Source organism: Neobacillus oceani, assembly GCF_046237595.1.
GTDB classification, from domain to species: domain Bacteria; phylum Bacillota; class Bacilli; order Bacillales; family Cytobacillaceae; genus Bacillus_D; species Bacillus_D oceani.
In genome coordinates this window covers 4477333-4492524 of sequence record NZ_CP143543.1, presented here as the reverse complement: position 1 = coordinate 4492524, position 15192 = coordinate 4477333, and the positions used below count along the sequence as shown (strand labels likewise).

The following is a 15192-nucleotide window of genomic DNA, read 5'->3' as shown; positions in this document are numbered from 1 at the left end:
GGATTCTCCACTATGAATTGAAAAGGTGAATACAATGTCTATGTCGAATCCATCTACTGGAAAGTTAAAAGGCGGGTGGTATTAATGAATCCCAAAGACGGAAATTTTATATTCATTTTGTACGTAAGCGATCAAGAAAAGGCCAAATCATTTTATAAAAACTTGTTAGGTAAAGAACCTATATTGGATGTTCCGGGAATGACCGAATTCGAATTATCCAGCAAAATTATCTTAGGGATCATGCCGGAAAAGGGCATTTTTAAGATTCTTGAAGGGAACATTCCGCATCCAGAAACCGCAAGTGGAATCCCACGTAGTGAAATCTATTTATATGTAGATAACCCGGATGAATATTATGATAAATTGATTCATGCGGGAGGGCGCGGTATAAGCAAAGTTGCCGCAAGATCGTGGGGAGACATTGTTTCCTATGGTATGGACCTGGATGGCCATATCCTCGCATTTGCTAAAAAACAATAATGCGTTTACTTTGTAAAGAAATAGTTGGTATTAAAAGTTGTTGCGTTTTGCTTAAAAAAGGATTGAAATGTTATCTGCGTTAAGCCCAACGTGTTGGAAAAATCCAAAACACGATGGGCTATTTTTATTTCATTAAGAAAATCTTAAGATTTTTATCATTGGTTTGTTAAGATTTGCCCGGTATCATGAATTTAGAGAAACAGGGGGAGATTAGAGATGACTTACATTTATAGGAGCCAACTTTCATGAATATTTTGGTTTGTGATGATGATAAGGAAATTGTCAACGCTATAGGCATTTACGTGGAAAACGAGGGTTATCAGGTATATAAAGCCTTTAACGGATTAGAGGCGATCGAGCTTCTCGATAATCAGGAAATCCATCTGATTATCATGGATATTATGATGCCAATGATGGATGGAATTAGCGCGACAAAAAAGATTCGGGAGGATAGGAATATCCCTTTGATCCTCCTATCCGCCAAGTCGGAGGATTACGATAAAATATTGGGACTGAATATTGGGGCGGACGACTACATAACGAAACCGTTTAATCCCTTGGAGCTTATCGCGAGGATAAAATCGCAGCTGCGGAGGTATACAACATTGGGGAGCCTTGAAACAAAGAGCAATGTATACAAAACAGGGGGGCTCGTCATTGAGGACGATAGTAAAACGATTACCGTCGATGGGGAAGTCGTCCATCTTACACCGGTCCAATATAAAATATTGAAGCTTTTAACGTCCAATGCCGGGAGAGTTTTTTCTATCGAGGAGATTTATGAAAGGGTTTGGAACGAAACGGCCTTTAGCCCGGAGAATACTGTGTCCGTCCATATAAGAAAAATAAGGGAAAAAATAGAAATAAATCCGAAAGAGCCTAAATATTTAAAGGTAGTGTGGGGAGTTGGGTATAAAGTTGAAAAGTTATAGCCATTCAGTCTTTGTAAAAATAATCGCATTTATATTGGCCATTTCTTGTTTTGCCGGCCTTATCAAAGAAGTAGTAGAAGTGGACGCTTCGAACCAAGGCGATTTCCGCATCTTATTTGAAGACAGTTATTTTCATAGCTATTCCTATTTTAGGGATAATGAAACTCTCGTTACGGATCTTACCAGGCTGATAGGGGAGTATAAGAGCGAGGAGAACATTCAAAAGGGTGGAACGGTTGCAGAAATCGAATTAAGAAACGCAGAAGAAGAATTGTATTTTGATTATCAGGAGAATTCAAAGAACTATAATCCAAATTTAAGCGATGCTGAAAACTATGAAAAATTTAAAACTGATTATGCAGATAAGCTATCTCTGGCCAGGCTAAATCTTATTAAAGATGATTTAAGGGCGTACAATTTCTTGTTGGAAAGATTAACGGAGGTCAATGGACCACTTTATTTTGCCAGTGACGGCGTCAATGAATATAAGAATAGTACGTTGGCGGACGAGGATCAATTTAAAAGTTTCCCTTCATATTTGGTCTTTAATGGGTATAAAAGTGACGTTTTCCCGAAAGAAATAGAAGGGAATGGATATTACCAGTCTTTGATCTCCAGCAGGGAAGAAGTGGATCCGGAGGGTAAATTGGTCTACATTGCTTTTCCAGAAAAGCATCTGAATTTAAAAATCCAAGAGTGGAAAGACAGAAAGGAAAGTGCCGAAAAAAGGTTTTTTATCATCCTGGGATACCTGGCTGGATTTATTCTCTCCATCCTATATATTGTGATGGCCGCCGGGAGAAAGTCATTCCGGGATGGAAAATTGCATTTGCAGGCAGTTGATAAATTGTATGTTGATGTAAATCTCATACTTTGTATGCTGTTAATCGCGGTTTGGGCTTCAATGGTGAATGAGGTTCCATATCAAAACCTTTCAAAAATGGTAGCTCCGGTTACATTTCCGATTGCGGCTGCGGGTCTATTCCTCGTCCTTTCCTTGATTAGGCATTTAAAGAATCGAACATTTTTTAAACATACACTCGTTTATCAAATTATTTACCGATTCATTACATTTGTCCGGACTGTATACGATAGCGGAAGCATTGGGGTTAAGACGGTTTTGATTGTAATTGGATACCCCGTTTTGGTTGGGTTAACGATCTTTATTTTCCCGATTACCCTGGGGCTTGCGGCTTGGTTTTCGTTAAAGAAAATCAAGGCATTCCAGGCGATACAGGACGGGGTGGAGAAAATAAAGGACGGCGACATCCATCACCGTATTTATGTTGGAGAAAAAGGAGAGTTTGCCGGACTGGCAGCCAATATTAACAGCATTACCGATGGTTTGAAAAAAGCAGTGGACAGCGAACTGAAAAGCGAGCGTTTAAAAACGGAGCTCATCACCAATGTGTCACATGATATTAGGACCCCATTAACCTCGATTATTACGTACGTTGATTTGTTGAAAAGAGAAAAGGATCCGGCAAAGGCTGAAGAATATATCGATGTACTCGATCAAAAATCGAAGCGGCTCAAAGTGTTGACGGATGATTTATTCGAAGCGGCAAAAGCATCCAGCGGCAACATTCCAGTCCAGTTGGAAAGAATCGATATGGTGTCGCTGCTTACACAGGGATTGGGAGAAGTGAACGATAAAATTGAAGCCTCCGGTTTGGATTTCAAAATAAATTACCCTAACGAAAAGATAATAGTAACAGCCGATGGAAAACTATTGTGGAGATCGATTGAGAACATATTATCGAATATTTTCAAGTATGCGCTCCCTGGGTCAAGGGTCTATATCCAAGTCGAGGATACAGGGAACGAAATTCTTCTCTCCTTCAAAAACATTTCCGCTTATGAGCTGAATATCTCTGCTGATGAATTAATGGAACGGTTTAAGAGAGGCGATGAATCCCGTTCCAACCAAGGCAGTGGCTTAGGGCTATCAATCGTCAAAAGCCTGATTGAAATCCAAGGCGGGAAATTTGTCATCCAAATTGATGGAGATTTGTTTAAGTCGGTAATCTCATTGCCGAAGGAACAGTAGAAATTATCAAAACAAAAAGTACCCTCAAAGCCTGACTCCAATGTCAGTGCTGCAGGGTACTTTTTAGATATATTTGCTTTAAGGTAGATGAAACGTGCCAGCTAGTGAACGACTTTAATGTAAAAATAGATGTCCTGTCCGACTTTCTTCGGCTCAGCCAAAAGCTTGTAGCCGTGTTTGACAGCCTCTTCAGGAACACTTCGGAACGATTGCGGGCAATCAGCAATGACTTGCAAAACTTCCCCGATTTTCATCGTTTTTAGCGCATCCAGCGCATAAATGACAGGGTATGGTCAAGGCTCGCCGCGAATGTCGAGGGTGTAATTGACGTCTATTAATTGTGACATGGATTAAGCCTCCTTCGTAACGGGGGAAATCCTCTTTTCCGAATTAGGATGTTTGATTCCCGATCCGTAGCGGAATCGCTTTTCCCACCAATTTGATAGTAAGAACCAGGCAGCAAGCATGGCCAGCGTTCCAAACAAAGCTCCCATTGGCCCCCATTGCTCGACCAAATTCACTTTCGGCCAATTTTCGACAAGGGCGTTGTAGATACCTAGATGATCCCATCCGTAAGCGAGCAGTGTGGCACCAACAATATTTCCCGCGCCTACTACCCAGTATAACACTTGGCCTTCCATTGCGCGGTACATCATGCCGGTCTCACAGCCGCCAGCCAAAACGATGCCAAACCCGAATAACAGTCCGCCGAGCGCTGTGCTTGGAGCAACGACTTTAATTAGGGCAACAGAACCGCTTTGAATATAGAAGAATGTAACGACAACGCTGATCATCATACCAACCGCAATCGCCTTTGACATCACGGCGCGTCCGCTGATCCATAAATCGCGAAAAGCCGAGGTGAAACAAATTTGTCCGCGTTCAATTAAAATCCCAAACAAGGCCCCGGCAATACAGGCGACTGCAAGCATGAATTTTCCGGCTGCAAAGAAGTATATAACCAGACCTGTATAAAGGCATGCAAAGAGCAAACCTAGGAACGGCTGGATATTCCTTTTTTGTACGTGCTCGGTGACAACCGGGTTCGGCGTCCCTTTCATCAAGGCTGGTTTACCCCGCCACCATTTCGTATTCACGACTTTTACTCCAAAAAAGGTTCCAATGGCCGTCGTAACCATAAAGATCCAGGAATGAAACGAGAATTGTGGAACCCCTGTGAAAAATGCAGCTAAATTACAGCCAAGCGCAAGGCGAGCGCCAAATCCCGCAATAATTCCCCCGGCAAAGCCTTGTGTCAGTCGCCTCTTTTGTTTCGGTACACGGATTTTAAAACTGTTACTTAATAATATGGTAATAAGTCCGCCAACCAGCATTCCAATGACGATCCATCCATCTGTCCGTGTGATGGGAGTCCCTTGCATGCCGACCAAATCAAAATATGCCCAGTCCGATACATTCACCCCGAACCATTCGAGGGTGTGTCCGCCTAATCGGGTAAACTCCCCGGTAACCGCCCAAACCGTACCGGTAATTCCGAAATACAAAGCGCTTACGAGACCTGCAATGCCAATCGCTACGTACGGATTCCAATATTCTTTGAATATTTTTGAATAAAGATTCATGAGTCCTCCCTCTCCTTTTAAAAAAACCAAGGGGATAATCTTTTTAGAAAAGTGTCCCGATGGATTTGTTTAGAATTAATCCATACAAAAAATGCCTAGGGAGTTCTAGGCTTGTTAAAAATTAAATTTACTTCTTACTATAACTGGAATTTTATATCAAGGGCAATTCGATTTATCGATAGGTTGAATGATTTAGTATCGAAAGGATGAATAGCGGGACAGGAGGCCCGTTCAGAAATTGTTGGCAGGCCCAGGCTATCCTCCGGAGAGAATGTCACTCATATCTGACAAGCGCAGGCTTAAAACGGGTTAGCTTGTCAGATAAAGTCATGGTATGTGACAAGCGTAGGGTGAAATCGGGTTGGGTTGTCAGGTAAAACCCGGATATGTGACAAGCGAAGGCGAAAATCGGGTTAGGTTGTCAGATAAAGCCCGGATAGGTGACAAGCACAGTCTGAAATCAGGTCTGTTTGTCAGATAAAGCCCTGATATGTGACAAGTGCATCCTGAAATCGGGTTAGTACGGGTGTGATAAAATGGAAGCAACTCAAGTAACGTTAAAGGACGGTTTTTTTAAAAAAACATATAGATTTTGTGGTTAAAAGGAGGGAAACTGTCTGAAGAAATCGCTCTATTTGGGTACAGCGGTCATCGTTTTGCTGATTGGTATAGCGGCTTGGTGGGCAGCATCGGCGGCTGGCGACAGAAAGGATCCACTGAACCAGTCGGATGCATTTGCCTACAGGGAAAACGGCCTTCTCTATTGGTTTGACGTGAACAGCCGAACCGGGAAGGTGAAAGGGAAACAGCATAAAATGAGGGTCATTGAAGAAATCGGGAAGCCGCCATTTTTGGAGGAAAAACATTATCGCCTGAAAGGAAAAGAGACCGATAAAGGGTATGAATTCAAGGTAAACCACGGGGGGAATACAACTACAATTGCAGCGTGGTTTTCAGGGCCAACTCTCATGGTGGAGGAGCATGGAGAACAAGCCGCCAAGGAATACAAAGCTGTTGGCCAGGAGGAAATCGATAAAAATATAAAAGATATTCAGCAGGAGTATGAAACTGCCGTGTACCATTCTGAGGAAAAAGAGAATACCCGGTTAAGGAATTTCTTTTCTGATCTTAATGATATTCATGGATTTCTTTATTCCGCGGAAAACGGCTCACTCCAGCTGTTTTTGAAAATCGATGAAGCCCTTCTTCAAGGAGAGCTGTCGGGCACTCTTCTTGTGATTGCTGACATGGGGAACCCGAATAACCCCCATGAAGAAACCACATATGCTTTAAATGGAATAACAGACGGGCAAATGCTGAGGCTTTACACGGAAATTGACGGAAAGCAAACAATGTTGAAGGGGAATTTTCATGGGGATGCAACTGCCTTCGATCTGTCGTTTTGGTTAGCAGACAACCAACTCCCATTTAAGGCGGTGACGGAAGAGGAGTATAAGCAAAGTTACACGGAATTTAGAATGAAAGCGCAAAAAAGGTAATGACCGTTAATAGTGCCCTCAGGACAAAAAGTTCTGGGGTTTTTATATGCCCGAATCTATTAAAGAAAATTTTCAATATTACCATCTTTTAAACAGTAGAAATGTTAATCTACAAATAACAGTGATATACTAATAAAGTAGTGTTTTACTATCGGAATTTAATGAATGCAGAAAAGATGTTTTTTGTTTCTCCTTGCCTTTCTTTGATTCATTGGATGGATGCGTTTACATTCTTTCTGCAAAGCTTATGAGATAAGGATGGGTAAAATGAGTAACAGACATACTGAAACAGATGTTATCTTAATTGGTGCCGGAATCATGAGCGCGACTCTGGGGACACTGCTGAAAGAATTAGTACCCGACTGGGAAATTACGGTGTTCGAGAAGCTTGAAACCGCTGGGGAAGAAAGCTCCAATGAGTGGAATAATGCGGGAACAGGGCATTCGGCTCTATGCGAACTTAACTATACCGTCGAAAAACCGGACGGGTCTTTGGATATTGGGAAAGCGATAAAAGTAAATGAACAGTTCCAGAGTTCAAGGCAATTCTGGTCTTATTTAGTAAGCAGAAATATAATCCGTAATCCACAAAACTTTATTATGCCATTGCCGCACATCAGTTTCGTGCAAGGCGAGAAAAATGTAGCTTTTTTGAAAAAAAGATTTGAAGCGCTTTCAAACAATCCGCTCTTTGAGGGAATGGAATTTTCCGAGGATCATGGTAAACTTGCGGAATGGATGCCGCTTATTATGGAAGGCCGTACATACGATGAACCGATAGCTGCGACGAAAATCGACTCCGGGACAGACGTGAACTTTGGTGCACTAACACGCATCTTGTTCCATCACTTAGCGAAACAAAACGTGGATATTAAATATAAACATCAGGTTGATGATATAAAACGTACGGACGACGGCTTATGGGAATTGAAGGTTTGGAATATGAATACCGGTGCCATTGAACGGCATGCAGCAAAATTCGTCTTTATTGGCGGCGGGGGAGGAAGCCTTCCTTTGCTGCAAAAAACAGGGATTCCCGAAAGCAAGCATATCGGAGGTTTCCCTGTAAGCGGACTGTTCCTTGCATGCAACAATCCGGACGTAATCGAGCAGCATCATGCAAAGGTATACGGCAAAGCCAAGGTTGGCGCCCCACCAATGTCGGTCCCGCATCTGGATACACGATATATCGACAACAAAAAATCCTTGCTGTTCGGACCATTTGCCGGCTTCACGCCTAAGTTCTTAAAAATAGGTTCAAATATGGACTTAATCAATTCCATTAAACCTAATAATCTCGTAACAATGTTGGCGGCTGGCGCAAAAAACATTCCGTTGACAAAATACCTGATTGAGCAGCTCGTGTTATCAAAAGAACAACGGATCGATGAATTGCGGGAGTTTATTCCGAACGCCAGGAGCGAGGATTGGGAGATTATCGTAGCGGGCCAACGAGTACAAGTTATTAAGGATACGGTTGTTGGCGGGAAAGGAACGCTCCTATTTGGGACGGAAGTAGTTACTGCCGCTGATGGAAGTGTCGCTGCATTGCTTGGGGCATCCCCTGGCGCTTCAACCGCTGTACACGTCATGCTAGAGGTAATAAAGAATTGCTTCCCGCAACATGTAGGGGGATGGGAACCAAAAATCATGGAAATGATTCCTTCATACGGAGTGAACCTATCCGAAAACCCTGAACTTTTTAATGAACTTCATGCCTTCACAACCTGGTCGCTTGGCCTGGGTGGAACTCATTCTCCGGAAAGCCATGAGGAGGAAAGAAAAGCTGTATTCCAATAATATTTCTTTAAAAGCATCTTTTTAAAAGGTGCTTCTTCTCTTAAATACTCAATAGCTAGCAAAAAAAGCCGCTATACTGCATTAATGGCAGTACAGCGGCTTTCTTTGTTGCTTAGATTGTAGTTAGTTCCGAATGAGATAGTCAAATGCGCCGAGTGCGGCGGAAGCACCTGATCCCATCGAAATAATGATTTGCTTATACGGGCTGTTTGTACAGTCTCCCGCGGCATATACGCCAGGCAAACTTGTTGCACCGCGGCTATCGACCACGATTTCACCCATGCGGTTGCGTTCGAGTGAGTCGCCCAGCCAATCGGTGTTTGGTACAAGACCAATTTGAACAAATACCCCAGCGAGTTCCACATGATGTTCTTCGCCTGATTCACGGTCGATATAAGTAATTCCGTTTACTTTGTCGGTACCGGTAATTTCTTTTGTTTGGGCATTCTTAACGACTGTTACATTCGGAAGGCTGAAGAGCTTTTCTTGAAGGACTGAATCAGCTTTTAGTTCCGGCATGAACTCGAGAACGGTTACATGCTTTACGATTCCAGCTAGGTCAATGGCTGCTTCAATTCCGGAGTTGCCCCCGCCAATGACTGCAACATCTTTTCCTTCGAATAGCGGGCCATCACAGTGAGCGCAGTAGGCGACGCCCTTGCCTGTAAATTCAGTTTCACCTGGGACATTGACTTTACGCCAACGGGCCCCGGTAGAAAGGATGACGGTTTTGCTTTTTAGGACAGCGCCGTTTTCCAACTCAAGTTCAATTAAGTCTTTCTTTTCCAGGCGTTTTGCCCGCTGTAGATTCATGATATCAATCTTATACTCTTTCACATGCTCTTCGAGGGTTGCGGCTAGCTTAGGGCCTTCTGTATATTTCGTGCCGATGAAGTTTTCGATTCCGACCGTATCCATGACCTGTCCGCCAAAGCGTTCAGCTACAATACCGGTGCGAATCCCTTTACGCGCCGCATAAATGGCCGCGCTTGCACCCGCGGGGCCGCCTCCGACAACAAGGACATCGAATGGTTCCTTATTGGACAGCTCGGATGGATCCTGTGTGCTTCCGAGCTTTGCCAAAATTTCCTCGAGGGACATACGTCCTCCGCCAAATTCTTTTCCGTTAAGGAAAACAGTTGGCACCGCCATTACGTTTTTGCTTTCCACTTCTTCCTTGAAGGCCGCCCCATCAATCATCGTATGGGTAACCCGAGGGTTGAGGACGCTCATTACGTTCAATGCCTGAACGACATCAGGGCAGTTATGGCAGGTTAAGGACACGTACGTTTCAAAGCGATAGTCGCCTTCCAAGCTTTTCACTTGATCAATCACGCTTTGATCAACCTTTGGGGCACGTCCGCTTACCTGCAGCAGTGCCAATACAAAGGAAGTGAATTCGTGTCCAAGAGGGATACCGGCGAATGTTACGCCGGTATCCTCACCGATGCGATTGACACTAAAGCTTGGTGTTCTTTCCAAAGTGGCTGTTTCGACTTTTATTCTTGGAGACATTGCCTTTAACTCATCGACAAGAGCAAGCATGTCTTTTGATACTTCATCGGAACCAGCGCTGACTTTTATTAGAACATCGTTTTCCAACAGTTGAAGATATTGATTTAATTGGGCCTTAATATCTGCATCTAGTATCATTCATAGCACTCCTTAGATTTTACCAACAAGATCGAGGCTAGGCTTAAGGGTTTTAGCTCCTTCTTCCCATTTCGCCGGGCAAACTTCACCTGGATTGTTGCGTACATATTGTGCTGCTTTGATTTTGTTAATCAGTGTGCTTGCGTCACGGCCAATGCCGCCTGCGTTGATTTCAACTGCTTGGATGACGCCATCAGGGTCAATGATAAATGTACCGCGGTCAGCAGCACCTTCCTCTTCAATGAACACATCAAAGTTTCGAGATAGAACATGGGCAGGGTCGCCAATCATTGCATAAGTGATTTTACCAATCGCTTCTGATGAATCGTGCCATGCTTTATGTGTAAAATGAGAATCCCTTGATGCTGAGAATACTTCTACTCCAAGTTCTTGTAGAGCTGGATATTGATTTTGTAGGTCTTCCAATTCAGTTGGGCAAACGAATGTAAAATCCGCTGGATAGAAGCAAAGGATGGTCCATTGGCCTTTAAAATCCTGCTCAGTTACTTCGATAAATTCTCCGTTTTTGTAAGCTTGCAGTTTAAATGGTTGTACTTCTTTTCCGATTAGAGACATAGTAGAAATTCCTCCCATAAATATAATTAATTGTTAGTATTTGGGTTAAACTTGGATTTTATACTAGAGGAGGGACTCCTCCGAATTGCGACGCGCCGCTTGTAAAATCTGAATTTAACCCATATAAATAAACAACTAATAATAATTAGTTATTTATAATAATTCTAATACACTAGCTATTATTATATAGTTTAGATTATATGTCAAGGAAAAGGTCTGATTTTGCAAAAAGAGGTCGAAATATGGGGATGAGATAGAGAAAAAGGTGAAATGAGTAAAGGGAGGACCGGATTTTCAATTAGATGTTCTTTTCTCAACTAATAGAGAGTGGATGATTGATAATACTCTTAAAATAATCATGAATAAAAAAAGATGATTGCTTAAAATGATAAAGCAATCATCCTTTAAATCAAGTAATACGAATTTGAAACTAAATCACTCCTTGTGCAATCATAGCATCGGCTACTCTTAAAAATCCAGCGATATTGGCGCCTACAACCAGATTGCCCGGATGGCCATATTCATCAGCCGCTTTGACGCAGTTCCGGTAGATGCTCTCCATAATTTTATGCAATTTGGCATCCACTTCATCAAACGTCCAGGATAACCTCATGCTGTTTTGCGACATTTCAAGGGCTGAAACCGCGACACCACCTGCATTCGCGGCTTTTGCCGGGCCGAAAAGGACCTTATTTTTCAAAAACACGTCAATCGCATCCAACGTGGATGGCATATTCGCTCCTTCTCCTACCGCTTTTACCCCATTGGCTACCAATATTTTTGCCGCCGCTTCATCAATCTCATTTTGTGTCGCGCATGGCAAGGCAATGTCACAAGGGATGGACCAAATTCCGGAGCAGCCTTCGAAATAGAGTGCACCCGGATGTTCAGTGACATACTCCTTAATTCTTTTCCGTTCAACTTCTTTCAGGCGCTTTACTGTATCAAGATGGATGCCATTCTGGTCATAGATATAACCGTTTGAATCGCTGCAGGCGACCACCTTCGCGCCGAGCTGCATCGCTTTTTCCATGGCATAAATCGAAACATTGCCTGAGCCTGACACAACGACTGTACTGCCTTTAAAGCTTTGCCCTCTGTCTTTGAGCATTTCTTCTACAAAATAAACAGTGCCATAGCCAGTCGCTTCGGTCCGGGCGAGGCTTCCGCCGTATCCGAGCCCTTTGCCGGTCAGGACACCGGCTTCGAAACCGCCGCGGATTCTCTTGAATTGGCCGTACATGAAGCCAATTTCCCTGGCGCCAACACCAATGTCTCCGGCAGGGACGTCAATATCCGGCCCAATATACCTGTAAAGCTCAGTCATGAAACTCTGGGTAAATCGCATGATTTCTCCATCGGATTTCCCTTTCGGATCAAAGTCGGCGCCACCTTTGCCTCCGCCAATTGGCAGACCGGTGAGGGAATTTTTGAAAATCTGTTCAAATCCCAGGAATTTGATGATGCTGGCGTTTACGGAAGGGTGGAAACGTACCCCGCCTTTGTATGGCCCGATCGCGCTGTTGAATTGAACACGGAACCCGCGGTTTACCTGTACCTTGCCTTGGTCGTCAACCCACGGGACCCTGAAGCTGATGACTCTTTCTGGTTCCACCATACGTTCAAGGATGTTTTGATCAATATAGTGTGGATGCTTGGCAAAAACAGGAATGAGTGAATCGAAAATTTCTTTAACGGCTTGATGGAATTCACTTTCAAAAGGATTGCGAGCAATTACTGTTTCAAATACTTCATTTACATATTTTTTTGCGACTTTTGTGTTTGCATCTTGCAATTCATGTAAAGTTGTCATAATGGCTTAAGCACCCCTTTGCAAAGTTTCTGTATATAAATAGGAGTTTTTTATTGTTTATACGATTGGATTTTTTATTTCCTAATTTTATTATTGAAAAACAATCTAAACAATATGAAAATTAGATAATAATGATGCCGAAATGAGATGAATGGAAACGGGAGGGAAAATAGTGGAGCTAAGACAGATTCAATATTTTATTGAAGTTGCCAAGCGGGAGCATGTGACAGAGGCAGCAATGGCCCTGCATGTCGCCCAGTCCGCTGTGAGCCGGCAAATCTTTAATTTGGAAGAGGAACTGGGGGTTAATCTTTTTATACGGGAAGGTAGGAATGTAAGATTAACTCCGATTGGGAAAATTTTTTTGGAGCATATGGAAGAAGCGATGAAGGTGATCGATAATGCAAGGCAAGAGGTTCAGGAATATTTAGATCCGGAACAAGGGAAAATTCGCATTGGCTTTCCAAGCAGTTTCGCTGCTTATACGCTGCCCACGATCATTTCAGCCTTCCGTGAACGCTATCCCCATGTGAAATTCGAGCTGAAGCAGAGTTCCTACCACGATTTGATTAGTGGAGTGATTAGAGGGGATATCGATATGGCGCTGCTTGGGCCGCTTCCTATGCAGGAAAAAAAGGTAAGAGGGGATATCCTTTTTACAGAAAGGATTGTTGCCCTGTTGCCAACCCACCATCCCCTTGCAACTAAACGTTCACTTAACCTGAACGAATTAAGGGATGATTCCTTTATCTTGTTTCCAAAGGGGTTTGTTTTAAGAGAGATAGTAGAAAATGCCTGTAAGCATTTTGGCTTCGAGCCCCAGGTTTCCTTTGAGGGGGAAGATATTGATGCAATTAAGGGATTGGTATCCGCGGGTTTGGGTGTGACTCTTATTCCTGAAGTTACATTGGTCGATAGCCTGCCGCGCTCAACCGTTAGGCTGCCGGTCATTGAACCGCACGTTACGCGTACTGTTGGAATCATCATTCCTGCTGAACGCAAGCTGCTTCCCGCAGAGAGGCTATTCTATGAGTTTGTTCGAGAGTTCTTTAGTTTGTTGGACAGGTTTCAAAAATAATGGAGTTCTTAGGTGATTGGAAAGGATGAAGGGCTTTGACTAATGGACAAAATTATGCCAAACTATCTCGAAATGGTCGATGATCCGTTTGAAGTTTTGAAACATAAAGAGGAAGAGACAATTTTAACACTATTAAAGAAGGTCAATAATAGGTTCTAATTATACTTGAATGAGAAGCAACTGACTAAGAAAGTTCGTTTAGTTGACTTCTACATTATTTTAGTATATCTTTAAATCGAGATATATAAAGTAGAGATATCTCAATATATTTTAAAAAAAGGAGTAAAAAGATAAATGAACGTATTAGTAGTAAAAGCAAATAACAGACCGGCTTCCGAGGCGGTATCAAGCAAGATGTATGAGACTTTCATGGAAAACCTTGACGGAGTCAATGTAACAACTTTTGATGTTTTTGCTGAAGATATGCCGTACCTTGGCCAGGATCTTTTCAATGCATTCGGCAAACTTGCAACTGGCGAAGAACTTACAGATGTTGAAAAACGCATTTTGGCAGCAAAGCAAAAAGCAAAGGATGCTTTAACAGCAGCGGATATCGTTGTTTTTGCTTTCCCATTGTGGAACCTAACAATTCCTGCGAAGCTTCAAACATTTATCGATTATGTATATGAGGCAGGATTTACGTTTAAATATGATGAAAACGGCCAGGCAGTCCAGCTTATGAAGGACAAAAAGGCGATTATCTTAAACGCGCGTGGCGGCATCTATTCCGAAGGCCCTGCGGCTGCAATGGAAATGTCCGTTAACTACATTAAGAATGTTGCTGGCGGCGTGTTCGGTATGCAAATCATTGACGAAGTAGTCATCGAAGGACATGCTGCGGCACCTGATCAAGCAGAGAAAATCATTGCTGAAGGATTGGAAAAAGTTAAAGAAGCTGCAAAGAAACTTTCTGCAGTAGCTGTTTAATAATAATCGATTTTTAAATTAACCAACAAAACTAATCGGAACCTGCTTCCGGTTAGTTTTTGTTTTAAAAGGGAATCATTCTGCACACGAAGAACTGCGCATCACCTTCAACAAATAAAAGATATTAATCCACGATTTCAAATTTCGCCTCATAAATTTTTTCCCAATTTATCGTGATACATACCGGTGTAGATACTGGTGTCCCACCTTCCCGGATTGAAAAACCCCCAGCAGCCGCATCTTGCGAGAGGATTCATTACGAATTCTTCGGGCCAAAGGGCGATTTAACAGCATAACGAACGCAAAGCCAATTTCCGCCACTGCGGAGATTGGCTTTTATCTTTTGAAAAAGTAGCCTTGCGCAGGAAGGTCCAATCTATTTCCCCTGCCGGGTGTCGCCTTTCCCTGCTTCATCAGCAAGCTGCTCGAATGACTTCACTTTTCCGTGCGGGTTTTGGGCTTCTTTCCTGGCGGCCCATTGCCTTTCCTTTTGGCGTTTTGATTGGGTCATGTATGGAAGCTCCTTCCGGTTAAAATGGTGGTGTTTAACAGGGGGCGAGATTGGTTAACTCCTGTTTTCATAAGCCCTTTGTTCTTTTTCCTTCTGCTTTTTTGCCCGGTTCGCATTTGCGCTGCCAAATTCCTTGCCGAATTCAGAATCAGTTTTGCTTGAATCAAAGCCTTGTTTATTCTTTTGCTGTGGGTCGTTTTTCTTTGTACGCTTTGCCATGGTGGATCGCCTCCTTTGCTTTTTAGTATGGAAAAGGCCCTTTAAAATATTCGCTTTCCCTTGCGGCCGGA

General features: G+C 42.9%; 14 protein-coding genes. 7 read left to right on the top strand and 7 right to left on the bottom strand.

Annotated features, from left to right (window positions below; all coding sequences use genetic code 11):
* Positions 1-84 precede the first annotated feature (84 nt).
* From V1499_RS22510 to V1499_RS22500, 3 genes are all read left to right on the top strand, one after another.
* The gene (locus tag V1499_RS22510; RefSeq protein ID WP_409272751.1) at positions 85-480 is read left to right on the top strand and encodes a VOC family protein; all 396 of its coding nucleotides are present in this window, start codon (positions 85-87) and stop codon (positions 478-480) included.
* Between the two features lie 245 nt (positions 481-725).
* On the top strand, positions 726-1412 hold the full coding sequence (locus V1499_RS22505; protein WP_409272749.1) for a response regulator transcription factor: 687 nt from the start codon (positions 726-728) through the stop codon (positions 1410-1412).
* Positions 1399-3462: a histidine kinase dimerization/phospho-acceptor domain-containing protein gene (locus V1499_RS22500; protein WP_409272747.1), complete on the top strand. Its 2064-nt coding sequence runs from the start codon at positions 1399-1401 to the stop codon at positions 3460-3462. The genes V1499_RS22505 and V1499_RS22500 overlap by 14 nt, the downstream gene beginning before the upstream one ends.
* Before the next feature lie 101 nt (positions 3463-3563).
* On the opposite strand, the gene V1499_RS22495 is transcribed toward V1499_RS22500, so the two are convergent.
* Both V1499_RS22495 and yedE read right to left on the bottom strand, forming a co-directional pair.
* Positions 3564-3743: a sulfurtransferase TusA family protein gene (locus V1499_RS22495; protein WP_281272294.1), complete on the bottom strand. Its 180-nt coding sequence runs from the start codon at positions 3741-3743 to the stop codon at positions 3564-3566.
* Positions 3744-3812: 69 nt separating this feature from the next.
* Positions 3813-5045 carry a selenium metabolism membrane protein YedE/FdhT gene (yedE, locus tag V1499_RS22490; RefSeq protein WP_409272745.1) on the bottom strand — a complete coding sequence of 411 codons (1233 nt, stop codon included), beginning with the start codon at positions 5043-5045 and terminating at the stop codon, positions 3813-3815.
* Positions 5046-5701: 656 nt separating this feature from the next.
* Between yedE and V1499_RS22485 the strand changes: the two genes are divergently transcribed.
* Positions 5702-6544 carry a hypothetical protein gene (locus tag V1499_RS22485; RefSeq protein ID WP_409272743.1) on the top strand — a complete coding sequence of 281 codons (843 nt, stop codon included), beginning with the start codon at positions 5702-5704 and terminating at the stop codon, positions 6542-6544.
* A gap of 267 nt (positions 6545-6811) precedes the next feature.
* Entirely contained in the window at positions 6812-8344 is a 1533-nt protein-coding gene (gene mqo, locus V1499_RS22480; RefSeq protein ID WP_409272741.1) for a malate dehydrogenase (quinone), read from the top strand.
* Between the two features lie 123 nt (positions 8345-8467).
* Here the strand turns inward: mqo and ahpF are convergent, their stop codons facing one another.
* The 3 genes from ahpF to gdhA form a co-directional block, all read right to left on the bottom strand.
* Complete coding sequence (gene ahpF / locus V1499_RS22475) at positions 8468-9997, bottom strand: alkyl hydroperoxide reductase subunit F (protein ID WP_409272739.1); 1530 nt, start codon at positions 9995-9997, stop codon at positions 8468-8470.
* 12 nt (positions 9998-10009) lie between these two features.
* Entirely contained in the window at positions 10010-10573 is a 564-nt protein-coding gene (gene ahpC / locus V1499_RS22470) for an alkyl hydroperoxide reductase subunit C (RefSeq protein WP_409272737.1), read from the bottom strand.
* 430 nt (positions 10574-11003) lie between these two features.
* Positions 11004-12386, bottom strand: coding sequence for an NADP-specific glutamate dehydrogenase (gdhA, locus tag V1499_RS22465; RefSeq protein ID WP_409272736.1), 1383 nt, complete (start codon positions 12384-12386; stop codon positions 11004-11006).
* A gap of 172 nt (positions 12387-12558) precedes the next feature.
* On the opposite strand from gdhA, the gene V1499_RS22460 reads away from it, so the two are divergent.
* Together V1499_RS22460 and V1499_RS22455 are read left to right on the top strand one after the other, a co-directional pair.
* Positions 12559-13464, top strand: a complete 906-nt coding sequence (locus V1499_RS22460) for a LysR family transcriptional regulator (RefSeq protein ID WP_409272734.1) — start codon at positions 12559-12561, stop codon at positions 13462-13464.
* A 294-nt stretch (positions 13465-13758) separates the two neighbouring features.
* On the top strand, positions 13759-14391 hold the full coding sequence (locus V1499_RS22455; protein WP_409272732.1) for an FMN-dependent NADH-azoreductase: 633 nt from the start codon (positions 13759-13761) through the stop codon (positions 14389-14391).
* Positions 14392-14767: 376 nt separating this feature from the next.
* On the opposite strand, the gene V1499_RS22450 is transcribed toward V1499_RS22455, so the two are convergent.
* Positions 14768-14902 carry a DUF6254 family protein gene (locus tag V1499_RS22450; protein WP_409272730.1) on the bottom strand — a complete coding sequence of 45 codons (135 nt, stop codon included), beginning with the start codon at positions 14900-14902 and terminating at the stop codon, positions 14768-14770.
* 54 nt (positions 14903-14956) lie between these two features.
* Positions 14957-15121, bottom strand: a complete 165-nt coding sequence (locus V1499_RS22445; protein ID WP_409272728.1) for a hypothetical protein — start codon at positions 15119-15121, stop codon at positions 14957-14959.
* Positions 15122-15192: the final 71 nt, after the last annotated feature.

Bases quoted from the DNA above. Each gene is read 5' to 3' on its own strand.
- yedE (WP_409272745.1), bottom strand. From the start codon at position 5,045: ATGAATCTTTATTCAAAAATATTCAAAGAATATTGGAATCCGTACGTA.
- V1499_RS22510 (WP_409272751.1), top strand. From the start codon at position 85: ATGAATCCCAAAGACGGAAATTTTATATTCATTTTGTACGTAAGCGAT.
- V1499_RS22445 (WP_409272728.1), bottom strand. From the start codon at position 15,121: ATGGCAAAGCGTACAAAGAAAAACGACCCACAGCAAAAGAATAAACAA.
- V1499_RS22505 (WP_409272749.1), top strand. From the start codon at position 726: ATGAATATTTTGGTTTGTGATGATGATAAGGAAATTGTCAACGCTATA.
- mqo (WP_409272741.1), top strand. From the start codon at position 6,812: ATGAGTAACAGACATACTGAAACAGATGTTATCTTAATTGGTGCCGGA.
- gdhA (WP_409272736.1), bottom strand. From the start codon at position 12,386: ATGACAACTTTACATGAATTGCAAGATGCAAACACAAAAGTCGCAAAA.
- V1499_RS22455 (WP_409272732.1), top strand. From the start codon at position 13,759: ATGAACGTATTAGTAGTAAAAGCAAATAACAGACCGGCTTCCGAGGCG.
- ahpF (WP_409272739.1), bottom strand. From the start codon at position 9,997: ATGATACTAGATGCAGATATTAAGGCCCAATTAAATCAATATCTTCAA.
- ahpC (WP_409272737.1), bottom strand. From the start codon at position 10,573: ATGTCTCTAATCGGAAAAGAAGTACAACCATTTAAACTGCAAGCTTAC.
- V1499_RS22450 (WP_409272730.1), bottom strand. From the start codon at position 14,902: ATGACCCAATCAAAACGCCAAAAGGAAAGGCAATGGGCCGCCAGGAAA.